11 protein-coding genes are annotated in these 14809 nt (G+C 61.8%); 6 read left to right on the forward strand and 5 right to left on the reverse strand.

The genetic code is table 11. The features are described 5' to 3' along the window. Window positions 1-450: a PTS sugar transporter subunit IIA gene (locus I6E58_RS11140; protein WP_197133618.1), complete on the forward strand. Its 450-nt coding sequence runs from the start codon at window positions 1-3 to the stop codon at window positions 448-450. Beyond that, window positions 447-719 carry a PTS sugar transporter subunit IIB gene (locus tag I6E58_RS11145; protein ID WP_100389574.1) on the forward strand — a complete coding sequence of 91 codons (273 nt, stop codon included), beginning with the start codon at window positions 447-449 and terminating at the stop codon, window positions 717-719. The genes I6E58_RS11140 and I6E58_RS11145 overlap by 4 nt, the downstream gene beginning before the upstream one ends. A gap of 41 nt (window positions 720-760) precedes the next feature. Here I6E58_RS11145 and I6E58_RS11150 read toward each other — a convergent pair whose 3' ends face one another. Continuing rightward, the gene (locus I6E58_RS11150; protein ID WP_197133621.1) at window positions 761-2428 is read right to left on the reverse strand and encodes a phospho-sugar mutase; all 1668 of its coding nucleotides are present in this window, start codon (window positions 2426-2428) and stop codon (window positions 761-763) included. Next, window positions 2425-3261: a purine-nucleoside phosphorylase gene (locus I6E58_RS11155; RefSeq protein ID WP_197133624.1), complete on the reverse strand. Its 837-nt coding sequence runs from the start codon at window positions 3259-3261 to the stop codon at window positions 2425-2427. The genes I6E58_RS11150 and I6E58_RS11155 overlap by 4 nt, the downstream gene beginning before the upstream one ends. 164 nt (window positions 3262-3425) lie before the next feature. On the opposite strand from I6E58_RS11155, the gene I6E58_RS11160 reads away from it, so the two are divergent. After that, window positions 3426-4862 (forward strand): NAD(P)H-quinone dehydrogenase, encoded by a 1437-nt coding sequence (locus I6E58_RS11160; RefSeq protein WP_129073152.1) that lies wholly within the window; start codon window positions 3426-3428, stop codon window positions 4860-4862. A gap of 52 nt (window positions 4863-4914) precedes the next feature. Here the strand turns inward: I6E58_RS11160 and I6E58_RS11165 are convergent, their stop codons facing one another. After that, window positions 4915-5937: a sugar-binding transcriptional regulator gene (locus tag I6E58_RS11165; RefSeq protein ID WP_374189193.1), complete on the reverse strand. Its 1023-nt coding sequence runs from the start codon at window positions 5935-5937 to the stop codon at window positions 4915-4917. 150 nt (window positions 5938-6087) lie between these two features. Between I6E58_RS11165 and I6E58_RS11170 the strand changes: the two genes are divergently transcribed. The 3 genes from I6E58_RS11170 (at window position 6088) to I6E58_RS11180 (ending at window position 11386) form a co-directional block, all read left to right on the forward strand. Further along, entirely contained in the window at window positions 6088-7860 is a 1773-nt protein-coding gene (locus I6E58_RS11170; RefSeq protein WP_197133630.1) for a glycerol-3-phosphate dehydrogenase/oxidase, read from the forward strand. A gap of 68 nt (window positions 7861-7928) precedes the next feature. Continuing rightward, a complete protein-coding gene (gene glpK, locus I6E58_RS11175) occupies window positions 7929-9446 on the forward strand; it encodes a glycerol kinase GlpK (RefSeq protein ID WP_197133633.1) in 1518 nt (505 codons plus the stop codon). An 86-nt stretch (window positions 9447-9532) separates the two neighbouring features. Next, complete coding sequence (locus tag I6E58_RS11180) at window positions 9533-11386, forward strand: S9 family peptidase (RefSeq protein ID WP_197133635.1); 1854 nt, start codon at window positions 9533-9535, stop codon at window positions 11384-11386. 166 nt (window positions 11387-11552) lie between these two features. Here I6E58_RS11180 and I6E58_RS11185 read toward each other — a convergent pair whose 3' ends face one another. Beyond that, window positions 11553-13868 carry a glycoside hydrolase family 3 N-terminal domain-containing protein gene (locus I6E58_RS11185; RefSeq protein WP_197133637.1) on the reverse strand — a complete coding sequence of 772 codons (2316 nt, stop codon included), beginning with the start codon at window positions 13866-13868 and terminating at the stop codon, window positions 11553-11555. A 50-nt stretch (window positions 13869-13918) separates the two neighbouring features. Then, the gene (locus tag I6E58_RS11190; protein WP_129073158.1) at window positions 13919-14800 is read right to left on the reverse strand and encodes a carbohydrate ABC transporter permease; all 882 of its coding nucleotides are present in this window, start codon (window positions 14798-14800) and stop codon (window positions 13919-13921) included. Window positions 14801-14809: the final 9 nt, after the last annotated feature.

The raw sequence follows: 14809 nt of genomic DNA on the forward strand, positions 1-14809 counted from the left end.
ATGTCGCTTCCTCCGCTGCCCGAATCAGCGATTGAAATTGCTGCCTTCGCGGCTGATTGGCGGTCCGCCGTCACACTATCCGGCGAAGCGTTGGCGCGTTCCGGAGCGGCTCATCCCGGTTACGCTCAGGAGATGATTCGCATGATTGAGGATCACGGCCCGTATGTGGTGATCGCGCCTGGCTTGGCGCTGGCTCATGCTCGCCCCGGCCCGCAAGTCATTTCCAACGGACTGTCGATCGTCACGCTCAAGGAGCCCGTACGCTTCGGGCACGCGCACAACGACCCCGTTCGAGTAGTGCTGGGCCTCGCCATCACGGAGGCGGGCGCTCACTTGGCCGCCGTTGCTGCGGTGGCGAACATCTTCAATGACTCCTCCGCCATAGATCAACTCGCTGCCGCCACGACCCCCGCCGAGGTACAACGCATCATGGGAGTGACCCCCGCATGAAGATCGTGACCATCTGTGGTGCTGGTATCGGCAGTTCCGGTGTTCTCAAAATCAACGCCGAGCGGGCGCTGAAGGCTCTCGATCTCGAAGCCACTGTGGTGGCCGCCGATGTCAGCACCGTGCGCACCGTCGCCGCTGACGCCCAGATCATTCTCACGAGCCAAGAATTCGTCGAAGCGATCGGCAAGACGAACGCCGACGTCATCGTGATCGTCAATCTCTTCGATACGTCAGAGCTCGCCCAAAAACTCGAGGACGCCCTCGGTTAAACCAAGGACGCCCTCTGAGAGTGTCTGTATGCGCGTGAGCGCTAGCTGAGAAGCTCGCGCATTCCTGTCTCGAGCTGACTCGCGACGGCCTCGGCGGCAGCCTGCCGTTCGGCGCCGTCACCGGCCGTGCTCGAGGCATCCACATAAAACTTCAGCTTGGGCTCAGTGCCGCTGGGGCGCACGATGACTCGAGCGCCGCCCGCAATCTGCAAGCGGATGATGTTGCTGGGCGCGAACCCGTCAACACCGTTCTCGAAGTCATCGAACGACTCGATCGCGAGGCCGCCCACGCTGCTGGGTGCCGCAGCACGCAAGCGCGTCATCGTCTCGCCGATCTCGGAGATTTGCGCGAAGCGCAGCGAGACCTGGCGCGAAGCGAAGGCGCCGAAGCGTGCGGTGAAAGCGTCGAGACGATCGAGGATCGTTGAGCCTTCGGCCTTGAGCTCAGCGGCCATCGACAGAAAGTCGACCGAGGCTGAGATGCCATCCTTGTCGCGAACCTTATCGGGGTCGACGAGGTACCCAAGGGCCTCTTCGTAGCCGAACACGAGTCCGTCGATGCGGGAGATCCACTTGAATCCGGTGAGGGTATCGGTGTATTCCATGCCGTAGTCGGCGGCAATCGTGCGCAGAGCCGGAGACGAGACAATGGATGCCGCGAGCACTCCCACGCCATGGGCGCGCTCCGCTGCACGCCAGCCGAGCAGCATGCCCACTTCGTTTCCGCTCAAGCGACGCCATTCACCGTCGCGGCCCGGAACGGCAACCGCAAGGCGGTCGGCATCAGGGTCGTGCGCGATAGCGAGGTCGGCGCCGACCTCGCGAGCTTTCGCGAAGCTGAGATCCATGGCGCCAGGCTCTTCCGGGTTGGGGAAGGCGACGGTCGGAAATGCAGCGTCGGGGTGAGCTTGCTCTTCGACCAGAGCGGGAGCCGGGAATCCGGCTTTCTCGTAGACCGCTTGGCTGGTCTCCCAGCCGACACCGTGCATGGCGGTGTACGTGTACACAACATCCTTGACCGGTCCGGCCAGAGCAGCCGTGCGTGCGATGTATTCGTCAACGACGCCGTCATCGGTCGTTACAAAGTCCGTCGATCGAGGCAGATCGGCAATCGACCCCTTAGCAACGATGTCGATCGCGTGGGCGATGTCGGCATCGGCGGGAGTCACGATCTGCGATCCGTGGTTGTCGCCGCCCAGATAAACCTTGTAACCGTTATCGATAGCCGGGTTGTGGCTTGCCGTGACCATCACGCCAGCACTGACGTTGAGATGGCGAACAGCGAAGGCGAGCACGGGAGTCGGCAGCAGGCGCGGCAACAGAATGGCGCGCACTCCGGCACCGGCCATAATGGTGGCGGTATCGCGGGCAAAGACCTCGGAGTTCACGCGACCGTCGTAGCCGATCACAATGCTGGGGCTCAGTTCGTGAGTGAGCAGGTAGGCGGCAAGTCCCGCAGCCGCCTGAGTGACCAACACTCGGTTCATGCGGTTAGGGCCGGCACCCAGTTCGCCGCGCAACCCGGCAGTGCCGAACGCGAGTCGCGTATCAAAGCGGTGATGGAGGCCAGCGATAGCGGCCTCGTCGCCTTTGGCGGCATCCGCAATCAACGCTTCGAGCTCGGTATGAGTAACGGCGTCGGGGTCTTGCTCGAGCCAGGCGCTGGCGGCGGTAATCAATTCGTCGGTGCTGAGGGGTGCTGCACTCATAGGGCGCTCACAATCTGGGCGAGAAGGCCGCTGATCTGTACTTCAGCGTCTTTGCCGGCTTGAATCACTTCTTCGTGGCTGAGGGGAGTGGACTGGATGCCGGCCGCCAAGTTCGTGATGAGCGACATTCCCAAGATTTCCATGCCGGCCTCACGCGCAGCGATCGCCTCGAGGGCCGTGGACATTCCCACGATGTGGCCACCCATGGTCTTGGCCATCTGAACTTCGGCCGGGGTCTCGTAGTGCGGGCCGCGGAACTGCGTGTACACGCCCTCGTCGAGGCTCGAGTCGATCGACTTCGCGATCTCGCGCAGGCGCTTGCTGTAGAGGTCGGTGAGGTCGATGAACGTCGCGCCTTCAAGGGGCGAGTCTGCCGTGAGGTTGAGGTGGTCGCTGATGAGTACGGGGGTTCCCGGCGTCCAGGTTTCCTTGATGCCGCCGGCGCCGTTCGTGAGAATCATGGTCGTGGCGCCGGTAGCGGCAGCAGTGCGTACCGAGTGAACAACGCGACGAACGCCGTGGTTCTCGTAGTAGTGGGTACGAGCTCCGATGACCAGGGCGCGCTTGCCGCTCGGCAACAGGATCGATCGCAGGGTACCGACGTGGCCTTCGAGGGCGGGCTTGGAGAAACCGGGGATGTCGGACGCAGGAATCGTTGCGGTGGTTTCACCGATCAGATCGGCGGCCTTACTCCAGCCGCTACCGAGCGTGAGGGCGATGTCGTGCTTCTCGACTCCGGTCGCAGCGGCGATTGCGGCAGCGGCTTCTTTCGCGACCTCAAACGGGTCTGCAGTGGGGTCGTCGAGGGGGTTTGTGAGGGGCGACTGTGACATGGCATCCACTCTAAACGCTGGGGCAGTGAACTGACCGAGCAGTGCGGCGCGAATGTGAGCAGTCGAGTGCGCGTGTCGCTGGCGTTCGAGCATCCAAGCGAAGCGGGACCGTGGCTGTACACGGGCGGTTTGTTGCTGGGCGAGAACCGCGCGAGAATAAGGGCATGGCCTATGAGTTTGAGCGCACCCAACGAATCGCAGTACTCGGTGGTGGCCCCGGTGGCTACGAAGCAGCCCTCGCGGGCGCACAACTGGGGGCCGAAGTGACCCTTGTTGAACGTGCCGGCGTCGGTGGCTCGGCTGTGCTCACCGACGTGGTGCCCTCGAAGACTCTGATCGCGACCGCCGAAGCGACAAACGCGATTCGGGATGCGGCCGATCTGGGCGTGCAGTTCTACTCCCGTTCTGACTCGGGCCGTGCCGTTCGCCCCGACATCACCGTCAATCTCGCCGCGGTCAATGCCCGCCTCATGCGGCTCGCTCAGCAGCAGTCAGACGACATGAAGTCGCAACTCATCAAGGCTGGGGTGCGCATCATCCATGGCGAGGGTCGCCTCGATGGTCCTCAGCGCCTGGTCGTGTCGACCGGTAAGGGCAAAGCGGCAACCGACTTTGATGAAGTGGATGCCGACACCATCATCGTCTCCGTCGGCGCCCGCCCGCGCGTGCTCGATTCCGCCATGCCTGACGGCAAGCGCATCCTCACCTGGACGCAGCTCTACACGCTGAAAGAGACCCCAGAGCACCTCATCGTCGTCGGTTCCGGTGTTACCGGTGCCGAGTTCGCTTCGGCCTACACTGCGCTCGGCGCCAAAGTCACTTTGATCTCGTCGCGTGACCGCGTGCTGCCGGGTGAAGACGAAGACGCTGCCCGCGTGATTGAAGATGTCTTCAAGCGCAACGGTATGACCGTGCTCTCCAAGTCCCGCGCCGAATCTGTCAAGACCACCGCGGATGGCGTGATCGCTACGCTCAGCGACGGCCGCACGGTCGAAGGCAGCCACTGCCTCATGGCCGTTGGCTCGCTGCCGAACACAGAAGATCTTGGACTCGAAGAGGCTGGCGTGCAGCTGACCGAATCTGGCCACATCCGCGTCAACCGCGTAGCACGCACGTCAATGCCGTCGATCTACGCGGCCGGAGACTGCTCCGACTTCTTCCCACTCGCCTCCGTCGCCTCGATGCAGGGTCGCACTGCGGTGTTCCATGCCATGGGCGACGGCGTGACGCCGATCGAACTGCGCAACGTGGCATCGAATATCTTCACTCAGCCTGAGATCGCTACGGTTGGTTGGTCGCAGAAGCAGATCGAAGAGGGGCTCGTTCAGGGCACCATCTACAAGTTGCCTCTCGCTTCGAACCCGCGCGCCAAGATGATGGGCATCAAGGACGGCTTCGTGAAACTCTTCGCCCGCACCGGCTCCGGCACCGTGATCGGTGGAGTCATCGTTGCCCCCAACGCCTCCGAGCTCATCATCTCGATCGCGCTCGCAGTAGAGCACCGCCTTACAGTTGACCAGATGGCTCGCGCCTTCTCCGTGTACCCGTCACTGACGGGCAGCATTACGGATGCCGCCCGCGCCATGCACGTCTCTCACTAGCGTTGCCAGCCCAGCGGGCTTAACTACGCCGCGGCCTCCGCGCTAGCGATTTCTAGGCCTGCCCCGCGGTGTTCTGGCCTTCATGGAAGGCGAGTTCGCCCGCGGATGCTGAGCCTTCTTTGAGATCCATGACGTGTTCGACGAGCGTGGTGGCGGTTTGTTCATCGATCACGAGGTCGGTGATGACGCCGGCGCGCAGAGCTGCCAGCAGTGGAACGACCTTGTTGTCACCGGCCACGCTGCAGATGCGGCGGGGGATTGCGCGCAATTCTGCAGGGGTCGGCCCGGTTGCACGTGCGTTCAGGGAAAGGTCTTCGTAGCTACCATCGGCGCGAAGAAATATGGTGCACACATCGCCCACAATGCCTTCGCTGTCGAGGGTTTCGATGTCGCTCGCTTCGAGGTAGCCGGCGGAGTAAACGTGGCTGGGCACTTCACCCGCGATGGCGCCGATGGAGAAGAGCGCGATGTCGGCCCGACGTTGATACTCGAGCACCCGTACGATTGACCGTTCCGACCACATGGCATTGCGCGTTTCGGCGTAATCGAAGAAGGCGGGCACCGGGAATAAGTGCACTTGAGCATCGAAAGCGTCGCCGAAGTTGGCGATGAGATTGCCGGCGTATTCCACGCCGGAGGTGCGCACGTTTGCGGCTCCGTTGAGTTGCACAACGGCGCTTCCGCGGGTGGGTTTCTTGCCCAAGTGGCGCGAAATTGCGGCCAAAGTGGTTCCCCAGGCGACCCCCATGATCATGTCGGAATCGAACCAGCCAGTGACCATGCGGGCGGTTGCTTTGGCTACTTGTTCGAGCTTCTCGGCTTCATCCGCGAGGTCGGCGACCGGCACCACATGAGTGGCGATACCGAAGCACGCTTCGATCTTCTTGCCCAAGCCCGGACCTCGGGTGGGTGTGGGGCGAAGCGTAATTTCGACGAGACCGCTCTCGCGGGCATCCCGCAGCAATCGCGACACGCTCGAGCGGGACATGTGCAGATGGTTGGCAATGGTGTCCATCTTGATGTCTTGCAGGTAATACATCGATGATGCGGCGAGCATCGCCTCTTCGCGTTCCATAACGTCCATCCTTGCACGTTCGTGCAGATGTGCTGCTCAGTTTGTCAGTAGACAGGTTCAGCGTAATACGCTGCTGAGCAGTGGATCATCCCAGAAGATTCACAGCCGCCTCGGCGGTAACCACCACCACACGATAGAAGAGCAGTGTTCATGGCTGATCAATCCCTCACCCGCGAAACCCGCGACAGCGCCATCCAGCGATTGATGGAGAGCGTACAACCAGGTCGTGAACTCGACGTTCTCGTCATTGGTGGTGGAATCACCGGCGCCGGAATTGCTCTGGATGCTGCAACGCGTGGTCTCGACACTGTCGTTGTCGAATCCCAAGACTGGGCTGCCGGTTCCTCCAGCCGCGCCAGCAAGCTCATCCACGGCGGACTCCGCTACTTGCAGATGCTCGACTTCAAGCTCGTGCACGAGGCACTCACCGAGCGCGACTTGTTGCTCAACAACGTGGCACCGCACCTCGTGCGCCCGCTGCCGTTCCTGTACCCCCTGCGTCACCACGTCTGGGAGCGCGCCTTCGTCGGCGCCGGCATTGCCCTCTACGACTTCCTCGCCTCCGTCACAGTCAAGAGCACATCGGGCAAGCGCAGCGTGCCGTGGCACCGCCACTTGTCGCGCAAGCAGCTCGCTGTTCGCTTCCCCGGTCTTGCTCACGACGCCGCGGTCGGCGCGATCGAATACTGGGATGCCAACGTCGATGATGCTCGGTACGTCGTCAGCGTCATCCGCACCGCTTCGGCTCACGGAGCCGGCGCTGCAACCCGGATGCAGGTTGTTGAGATCACCAAGAACGATGAGGGCGTCGTCAACGGCGCCGTCATGGTCGACCTCGAAACGGGAAAGAGCTTCCCGGTTCGCGCCAAGGCCGTCATCAACTCCACCGGCGTCTGGACTGGTGAGACTCAAGCTCTCGCCAACGAAAGCGGCGGGCTCAAGGTTCTGGCCTCGAAGGGCATCCACATTGTTGTTCCTCGCGAACGCATCAAGGGTGAAGCCGGCCTGATTCTACAAACTTCCAAGAGCGTGCTCTTCGTGATTCCCTGGTCACGCTATTGGGTCATCGGCACTACTGACACCCCGTGGAAAGAGAACCTTCTCAACCCCGCGGCCACTGCCGATGACATTGACTACGTCATTGCTGAAGCTAACGCCGTGCTCGCGAACCCCATCGATCGCACCGACGTGATCGGCACGTGGGCGGGCCTTCGCCCCCTACTGCAGCCGGGCACGATGGAGGGCACGAACTCTGCGAAGGTCTCGCGGGAGCACACTGTGGCATCCCCGATTCCCGGGCTCACCGTCATCGCCGGTGGAAAGTTCACCACCTACCGCGTGATGGCGAAGGATGCTGTTGACTTTGCGATCGGCAAGGAAGCGGCCAAGGCCAACCCCTCTACGACCGCCACCGTCGCGCTTCTCGGAGCTGAGGGCCTCGAGCAAGCAACCGCCGGTGCCGCTGCGCTCGGCGCAAAGTTCGGCTGGAGCGCCCAGATGGTCGACCACTTGCTGCACCGCTACGGCGCGAAAATCTCCGAGATCGCCGCCATCGCGGAGGAGGAGCCCGCCATGGGCAAGCCGCTCGCGCAGGCTTCCGCTTATCTCCGGGCCGAAATCGCGTACGCGATCACTCACGAAGGTGCCCTTCACCTCGAAGACCTCATGGTTCGCCGCACCCGCATGAACTACGAGTACCTCAACGAGGCCATGGCTGCCGTTCCCGAGGTGGCAGAAATTGCCGCAACGCTTCTCGGTTGGGATGAGCAAACCACCGCTCATGAAGTTGCTACCTATAGCCAGATGGCAGAAGCAGTCGCTGCTGCGGCGCTCACCCGCGACGACGAGAGCGCCTCCGACGTGCGCGAAGCAGCACCGCAAATCGTGCCGCTCGTCACTCCGGCAGCACCCGAAGCAAAATAACCGAACTACTGGAATGGGGTGCGCAAGCACCCTGCGAAGTACAGACGATCAATGGAGATACGCCGACGATGACACAGTACATACTGTCGATTGACCAAGGAACGACGAGCTCGCGCTCGATCATCTTTGATCACGACGCGCGTATCGTTTCGAGCGGTCAGCTTGAGCACGAACAGATTTTTCCTCGAGCCGGCTGGGTCGAACACGACCCGATGGAGATCTGGGACAACGTTCGGGAGACCGTGGGTCTCTCGCTCTCGCGGGCCAACCTGACTTATCAGGACATTGCCGCGGTTGGCATCACTAATCAGCGTGAAACCACGGTGGTGTGGAACAAGATCACCGGTGTCCCGGTCACGAATGCCATCGTCTGGCAAGACACTCGCACCCAGCACATCATCACGGAGCTTGCAGGCAACGACGGCCTTGAGAAGTACAAGGCCATTACGGGCTTGCCACTCGCGCCGTACTTTGCGGGCCCGAAGGTCACGTGGATTCTGCGCTACATCGATGGCGCCCAAGAGGCAGCGGACCGCGGCGAGCTACTGTTTGGAACGATCGACACCTGGTTGCTCTGGAACCTCACCGGTGGCATCGACGGGGGAGTGCACGCGACCGACGTGACCAACGCCTCCCGCACCATGCTCATGGATCTCGACACTCTCCAGTGGCGCGAAGATATCGCCGCAGACATGGGAATCCCGCTGTCGATGCTGCCCGAAATTCGTTCGTCCAGCGAGATCTTCGGCCACTGCCGCGACCACGGTTCGCTTCCCGGAGTGCCCATCGCGGGCATCCTCGGCGACCAACAAGCCGCGACGTTCGGCCAGGCCTGCTTCAGCGAAGGCATGGCGAAGAACACGTACGGCACCGGCAACTTCTTGCTGCTGAACACCGGTACGAAGCGTGTTCACAGCAACAACGGCTTGCTCACCACTGTCTGCTACAAGCTCGGAGACGCCGCTCCCGTGTACGCCCTCGAGGGATCGATCGCTGTCACGGGATCGCTCATCCAGTGGCTGCGGGACAACCTCGGCATGTTCTCTGACGCTCCTGACGTCGAGCGCCTCGCTCTCGAAGTCGAAGACAACGGTGGTGCCTACTTTGTGCCGGCTTTCTCCGGCCTTTTCGCCCCCTACTGGCGACCGGATGCTCGGGGAGCGCTGCTCGGCCTCACCCGTTACGTCACTAAGAACCACATCGCTCGTGCCGCTCTCGAAGCCACCGCGTACCAAACGCGCGAGGTCATGGACGCCATGAACGCGGATGCCGGAGTCGACCTTGCGGAACTCCGCGTCGATGGCGGCATGGTGGTCAACGAACTTCTCATGCAGTTTCAGGCTGACCAGCTGGGCGTGGATGTCATCCGCCCCCGCATCACCGAAACGACTGCTCTCGGAGCCGCCTTCGCGGCCGGGATCGCGATCGGTTTCTGGGAGAGCGAGCACGATGTGCTGTCGACCTGGAACGAAGACAAGAGGTGGAAGCCGCAAATGGCTCGCCTCGAGAGAGATCAGCTTTACCGCAATTGGAAAAAGGCGGTAACCAAGACCATGGGCTGGGTTGATGAGGACGTGGAGACCTAATCTGCCTGTTTTACCCATGACGAACGTGCTGTCAGTCACGTTCATAACCACACAGCAATCGATACCCACGAAGGGGTAGGGAATCAATGAAAACCTCGTTAGTAAAGAGGAACAGCTTCTGGCTCGTTCTCTCGCTAGTCATGATGTTGGTCGCATCCATCGGTGCGTCCATCGTTCAAACCGGTGCAGGCTCAATCAGCGTGAAGGACATGCGCTGGGAGACCTCATCGGGTCAGATGATGAGCGCGCTGCTCTTCAAGCCTGACACCGCAACCGTCGACAACAAGGCTCCGGTCATCGTGGTGAGCCACGGCTGGTGGAACAACCGCGAAATGCAAGACGCCAACTACGTCGAGCTTGCACGTCGCGGCTACGTTGTTGTGTCGATCGACATGTACGGTCACGGCAACTCCTCGCCGCTGCTGACGGACAACTTGACGCTCGGCGGAACCGGAATGTACGACGCTGTCAAGCTCGTCGCCGACTTCCCCTACGTCGACACCGACAAGATTGGTGTGAGCGGTCACTCGAACGGTGCGCGCGCAGCAAACTTCTCGACCGTGCTCGACAACGCCGCTGATGAACAGCTCATCTCGGCCATCCTGCTCGTCGACAATGACGCTGTCTACACGGATGCCGAAGCTGAGAACGCGTACTTCAACCTCTACGGTGCCCGCGATGTCGGAATCGTTGCTGACCAGTACGACGAGTTCTTCTTCCGCAGCTACAGCGCCGAGGGCGAAGTTCTCACCCCGCCGCGTGACTACATCGGAACCCCGAACGCCCAGTCGTTCCTCCACTTCGGTGCAAACCCTGAAGACGTGTCGTCTGATGTTCGCGGCGCGAGTGAGTTCTTCACCGACTCGGTCGACGGCCAGGACGCCCTGCGCGTTGTGTACACGCCGGCAGAGAACCACCCGTGGGGAACCATCTCCAAGACGACCGTTGCTAGCCAGATCGAGTTCTTCCAAGAAGCGTTTGGTGCCCCCAACGAGATCGCAGCAGGCTCGCAGGTGTGGCAGGTCAAGGAGACCTTCACGCTCTTCGGTCTGATCGGCTTTGGAATCTTCCTGCTCGCCTTCACGCGCGCCATGTTGTCGACCCGTGCCTTCGCTGGTCTGCGCGCTCCGGCTGCTGCCGTTGTTCCGGCTACCCGCAAGGGACTCGCCTGGTTCTGGGGCGGACTAGTCGTTTCGGCAATCATCTCCGGTTGGAGCTGGTTGATCCTTGCTAACACCCCGTGGGTGGGAGCGATCGCGTTCAACGCTGTTCCGTTCTTTATGCCTCAGGGCGCCGTGTTCTTCGTAGCCTTCTGGGCCGCGGTCAACGCGATCGCTGCGATCATCATCATGACGATCTCCTACCTCGTCTTCGGACGCAAGAACGGTCTTGACCTTCGCGCATCCGGAGTTCTGCCGGGCTGGAAGAAGTTCTTCCACGGAATCGGTCTCGCTCTGGTCGTCGTTGTGTCGGCCTACGCAATCGTCTTCGTGCTCGATTACTTCTTCAAGACCGACTTCCGCTGGTGGGTCATCGCCGTCAAGGCGTTCACCCCTGACAAGGTCGGCATTGCGCTCATGTACTTGCCGCTCTTCGCGATCTACTTCGTGGCGAACTCGGTCGCGGTCAACGCCTTCAACCGCTTCTCCATCCGCGGTAAGGAATGGATCAACACGGCACTGCTCGCGTTCTTCAACGCTCTGGCACCCATCGTTCTCGTCGTTGCTCAGTACACCAACTTCTTCACCACGGGGTACACGATCGACGGCTTCGGCGGAATCTTCAGTATCTGGCTCTACCCGGTCATTCTCATCCTGGCCGTCACCGCAGTCATCTCGCGCAAGATCTACCGTGAGACGAACAACCCGTACATCGCCGGCTTCATCAACGCGGCAATCGTTACCCTCATCTCGGTAACGAACACGCTCACCGCGGCGTAAGTACACCCTCTCCGATCAGCTGATCGGCTCCAGCAGCGCCCCGGTCACCATCTTGACCGGGGCGCTGTTGTGTGCGGAGCCCGCATACTCGTGGGACAAATACGGGCGGTGCGGCATCCGCTATTTCGGCGGGCGATGCTCGGTCGCCCGCCGAAAGCCAGGCGGCTTAGGTGACGACGGTGATATCGACGTTTCGGCTGTCGTCCGTCGTCACAGCATGAACCGGCCCCGTGATGGTGACCGTTCCGAGCGGCACCGCTTCGGTCTCGCAGTCGCTGCCGAGCCACAGCCGCACGTCGCCAGGTTCGACGATGCGCGTCAGGCTGCGGTCGCTGAACGCGATACGCGTGGTCGGGATGCTCATCGCGAGAGTGCGCGATTCTCCCGGCTGCAGCGTCACTCGCGTGAACGCCACCAACTGACGCGTGGGCCGGGTAACAGAGCTCACGACATCGTGTGCATAAACCTGAACGACCTCGTCACCTTCGAGGGTGCCCGTGTTGGTTACGGTGAGGTGGATGTCGAACCTACCGTCGGCAGCAATCGTCTCCGAGGCGATGCCCGCATCCGAATAGCGGAAGCTCGTGTAGCTGAGCCCGAAGCCGAAGGGGAAGGCGGGAGCGGTCGTGAGGTTGGATACTTCGCTCGGTTCGCCGAGGCGTGGGTGAAGGTACGAGTACGGTTGCGACCCTGCTGAGCGGGGCACCGAAACGGCGAGTCGGCCTGAGGGATTGATGCGGCCGGAGATCGCACCGCTGATTGCTTTCGCTCCCTCTTCGCCGGGGAAGAAGGCTTGAACGATGGCGGCGCCGCGAGCAGCAGCCCAGTCGATGGCATAGGGGCGTCCGGAAATGACTACGAGTACGACCGGGGTTCCGGTGTCGAGCACTGCTTCGACGAGCTGGCGTTGAACGCCGGGAAGCTCGAGCGAGTCGCGGTCGCAGCCTTCACCTGAGGTGCCGCGGCCGAAGAGGCCGGCGTGGTCACCGACGGCGACGACGGCAACCTCTGCAGTAGTGGCGAGCTCAACTGCCTCCGCGATTCTCGACGTGTCGTCGTCGTCTACAGCGCAGCCCTGCGCGTAGCCAAGCACCCCGCTGAAATCGTGGCTGAGGCTCTCGAGCACCGTCTCAACTTCAATGCCCATGGCGACATCCGGATGCTGTCCCAGCACGTGATTGGTGAAGGAGTAGCAGCCGAAGAGGGCAGCGGTGCGGTGCGCGTTGGGACCCACAACAGCGATACGAGCATCCGGAGCCAACGGCAGAATTCCCCCGTTGCTCAAGAGCGTGATGGACTTTTCGGCGATAGCCGCGGCGATCGCGCGGTGCTGCGGGGGATCGAGATCGATCTCGTCGTCAGTGGCATCGACCGAGAAAGCAGCCGATTCGGGGTCAAGCAAGCCGAGCTCTTGCTTCTGCGTGAGCACTCGGCGAAGAGCCCGATCGACGAGTGTAATATCGACCTCTCCGTTGTGGACCTTCGCAGCGAGCGGTGCCAAGTAGGCCTTACCCGTGGGCAACTCGACATCGACGCCCGCGGTCAAGGCTTGAGCGGCCGCATCGCCCAGATCGCTGGCAACCTGATGCAGCGATTCAAGAAAAGCGACGCCAAAGTAGTCGGCGACGACGGTTCCTTCGAAGCCCCAACGATCGCGCAAAAGGTCGGTCAACAGGGTGGGGTCGGATGCGACGGGCACGCCGTCAATTTCAGCGTACGAGTGCATGACCGAGCCCACGCCCGCATCCAGCACTGCCATCTCAAAGGGAACAAGCAGCACGTCGGCCACTTCGCGCGGGCCGGCATGCACGGGAGCCAGGTTGCGCCCCGCTCGCGAGTTCGAGTACCCGACGAAGTGCTTGAGGGTGGCGATGACGCCCGTGGATTGCAGTCCACGGACGTAGGCAGAACCGAGTTCCCCAACGACGAAAGGGTCTTCGGCAATGCACTCTTCGACCCGGCCCCAGCGCACGTCGCGGATAACATCGAGCACGGGAGCGAGGCCCTGGTGAACCCCGAGCTTGGCCATACTCTCGCCGATCGCGTGCCCCATCTCTTCGATGAGGGCCGGATCAAACGTTGCGCCCCACGCCAAGGGAGTGGGGAACGTGGTCGCTTGCCACGCCGCCAAACCGGTGAGGCACTCTTCGTGGGCAATCGCCGGGATTCCCAGCCGAGTGTTGTCACGCAACCACCGTTGGGTGCGGCCCAACGCGGAGCGACCAGCGGCGGGACTGACCGGAACCGTACCGAACACTCGAGTGAGGTGACCGAGTCCGTTCTTCGAGAATTCGTTGAAGTCGTCGACGCCGTCTTCCTGTGCACTCTGCATCGGAGCGACACTCTCGCCGTCGACGCCCGCGCCCACCCAAATGCCGACGAGCTGGGCGAGCTTTTCTTCGAGGGTCATCTGCGCGATGAGATTCTCGACCTGATCGTTGGTTTCGCTGGCGTCAGCGGGCGTGGTGATAGAGAGAGTCATGGTTTCTTTCTGGGGTGGAAGCGTGGGAGTGGCGTCGACAGGGAGGGTGATTACCCCTTGAAGGCGCCATCCATGACGCCGGCAACCATCTTGCGGCCGACGAAGATGAAGAGGATTAGCAGCGGAATCGTTGCGAGGAACGATCCCGACATCGCGAGACCGTAGTCAACGAAGTACTGCCGCTGCAGAGCCTTGATGGCCAATTGCACCGTGTAGTTTTCGGGCGACTGAATCACAATGAGCGGCCAAAGGAAGTCATTCCAGGCGGTGACGAACGCGAGGAGTCCGAGCACGAATCCAGCGGAGCGCACGAGGGGGAAGGCGATGCGCCAGTAGATCTGCCAGGTGCTGCAACCGTCGATTCTCGCCGCCTGCATGAGTTCGTTGTTGAGAACGGTCGAGAGGTGCTGGCGCATCCAGAAGATACCGAAGGCGCTGGCCATTCCCGGCACGATGAGCGCCTGCAGAGTATCGATCCACTCAAGGTTCGACATGATCATGTAGAGCGGGATTACGGCGAGCTGGGTGGGAACCATCATGGTGATGAGAACGACGATGAAGAGTGGGTCGCGCCCGCGAAACTCCAACTTTGCGAAAGCGAATCCGGCCAGAGTGCACAAGATCATTTGAGAAATTGCGATGCTGCCGGCAACGATGAACGAGTTCAGCAGGCTCTGCACGAACGGCACGGTGGTGAAGACCTGCTCCGCTAGAACGAAGAAGTTGCCGCCGGGCACGATAGTCGGAGGCGTTTGGGATACCGCAGCGGAATCGTTCGTCGAGACGACGAACATCCAATAGAGCGGAAATGCGCTCAAGAGCACCGAGCCAAAGAGGAACGCATAGGTCCACCAGCGCACGCGACCGGCGAAAGCACGTTTGAGGGGGCGATGTGGAGTGGTGGCGACAGAGTCGGGGGTGGAAGTAGTCATGATGGCGTC

The organism is Salinibacterium sp. SWN1162 (genome assembly GCF_015864675.1).
Lineage (GTDB): Bacteria > Actinomycetota > Actinomycetes > Actinomycetales > Microbacteriaceae > Rhodoglobus.

Excerpts from the sequence above, each read along its gene's own strand:
- I6E58_RS11140 (WP_197133618.1), top strand. The coding sequence starts at position 1 with ATGTCGCTTCCTCCGCTGCCCGAATCAGCGATTGAAATTGCTGCCTTC.
- I6E58_RS11145 (WP_100389574.1), top strand. The coding sequence starts at position 447 with ATGAAGATCGTGACCATCTGTGGTGCTGGTATCGGCAGTTCCGGTGTT.
- I6E58_RS11150 (WP_197133621.1), bottom strand. The coding sequence starts at position 2,428 with ATGAGTGCAGCACCCCTCAGCACCGACGAATTGATTACCGCCGCCAGC.
- I6E58_RS11155 (WP_197133624.1), bottom strand. The coding sequence starts at position 3,261 with ATGTCACAGTCGCCCCTCACAAACCCCCTCGACGACCCCACTGCAGAC.
- I6E58_RS11160 (WP_129073152.1), top strand. The coding sequence starts at position 3,426 with ATGGCCTATGAGTTTGAGCGCACCCAACGAATCGCAGTACTCGGTGGT.
- I6E58_RS11165 (WP_374189193.1), bottom strand. The coding sequence starts at position 5,937 with ATGGAACGCGAAGAGGCGATGCTCGCCGCATCATCGATGTATTACCTG.
- I6E58_RS11170 (WP_197133630.1), top strand. The coding sequence starts at position 6,088 with ATGGCTGATCAATCCCTCACCCGCGAAACCCGCGACAGCGCCATCCAG.
- glpK (WP_197133633.1), top strand. The coding sequence starts at position 7,929 with ATGACACAGTACATACTGTCGATTGACCAAGGAACGACGAGCTCGCGC.
- I6E58_RS11180 (WP_197133635.1), top strand. The coding sequence starts at position 9,533 with ATGAAAACCTCGTTAGTAAAGAGGAACAGCTTCTGGCTCGTTCTCTCG.
- I6E58_RS11185 (WP_197133637.1), bottom strand. The coding sequence starts at position 13,868 with ATGACTCTCTCTATCACCACGCCCGCTGACGCCAGCGAAACCAACGAT.
- I6E58_RS11190 (WP_129073158.1), bottom strand. The coding sequence starts at position 14,800 with ATGACTACTTCCACCCCCGACTCTGTCGCCACCACTCCACATCGCCCC.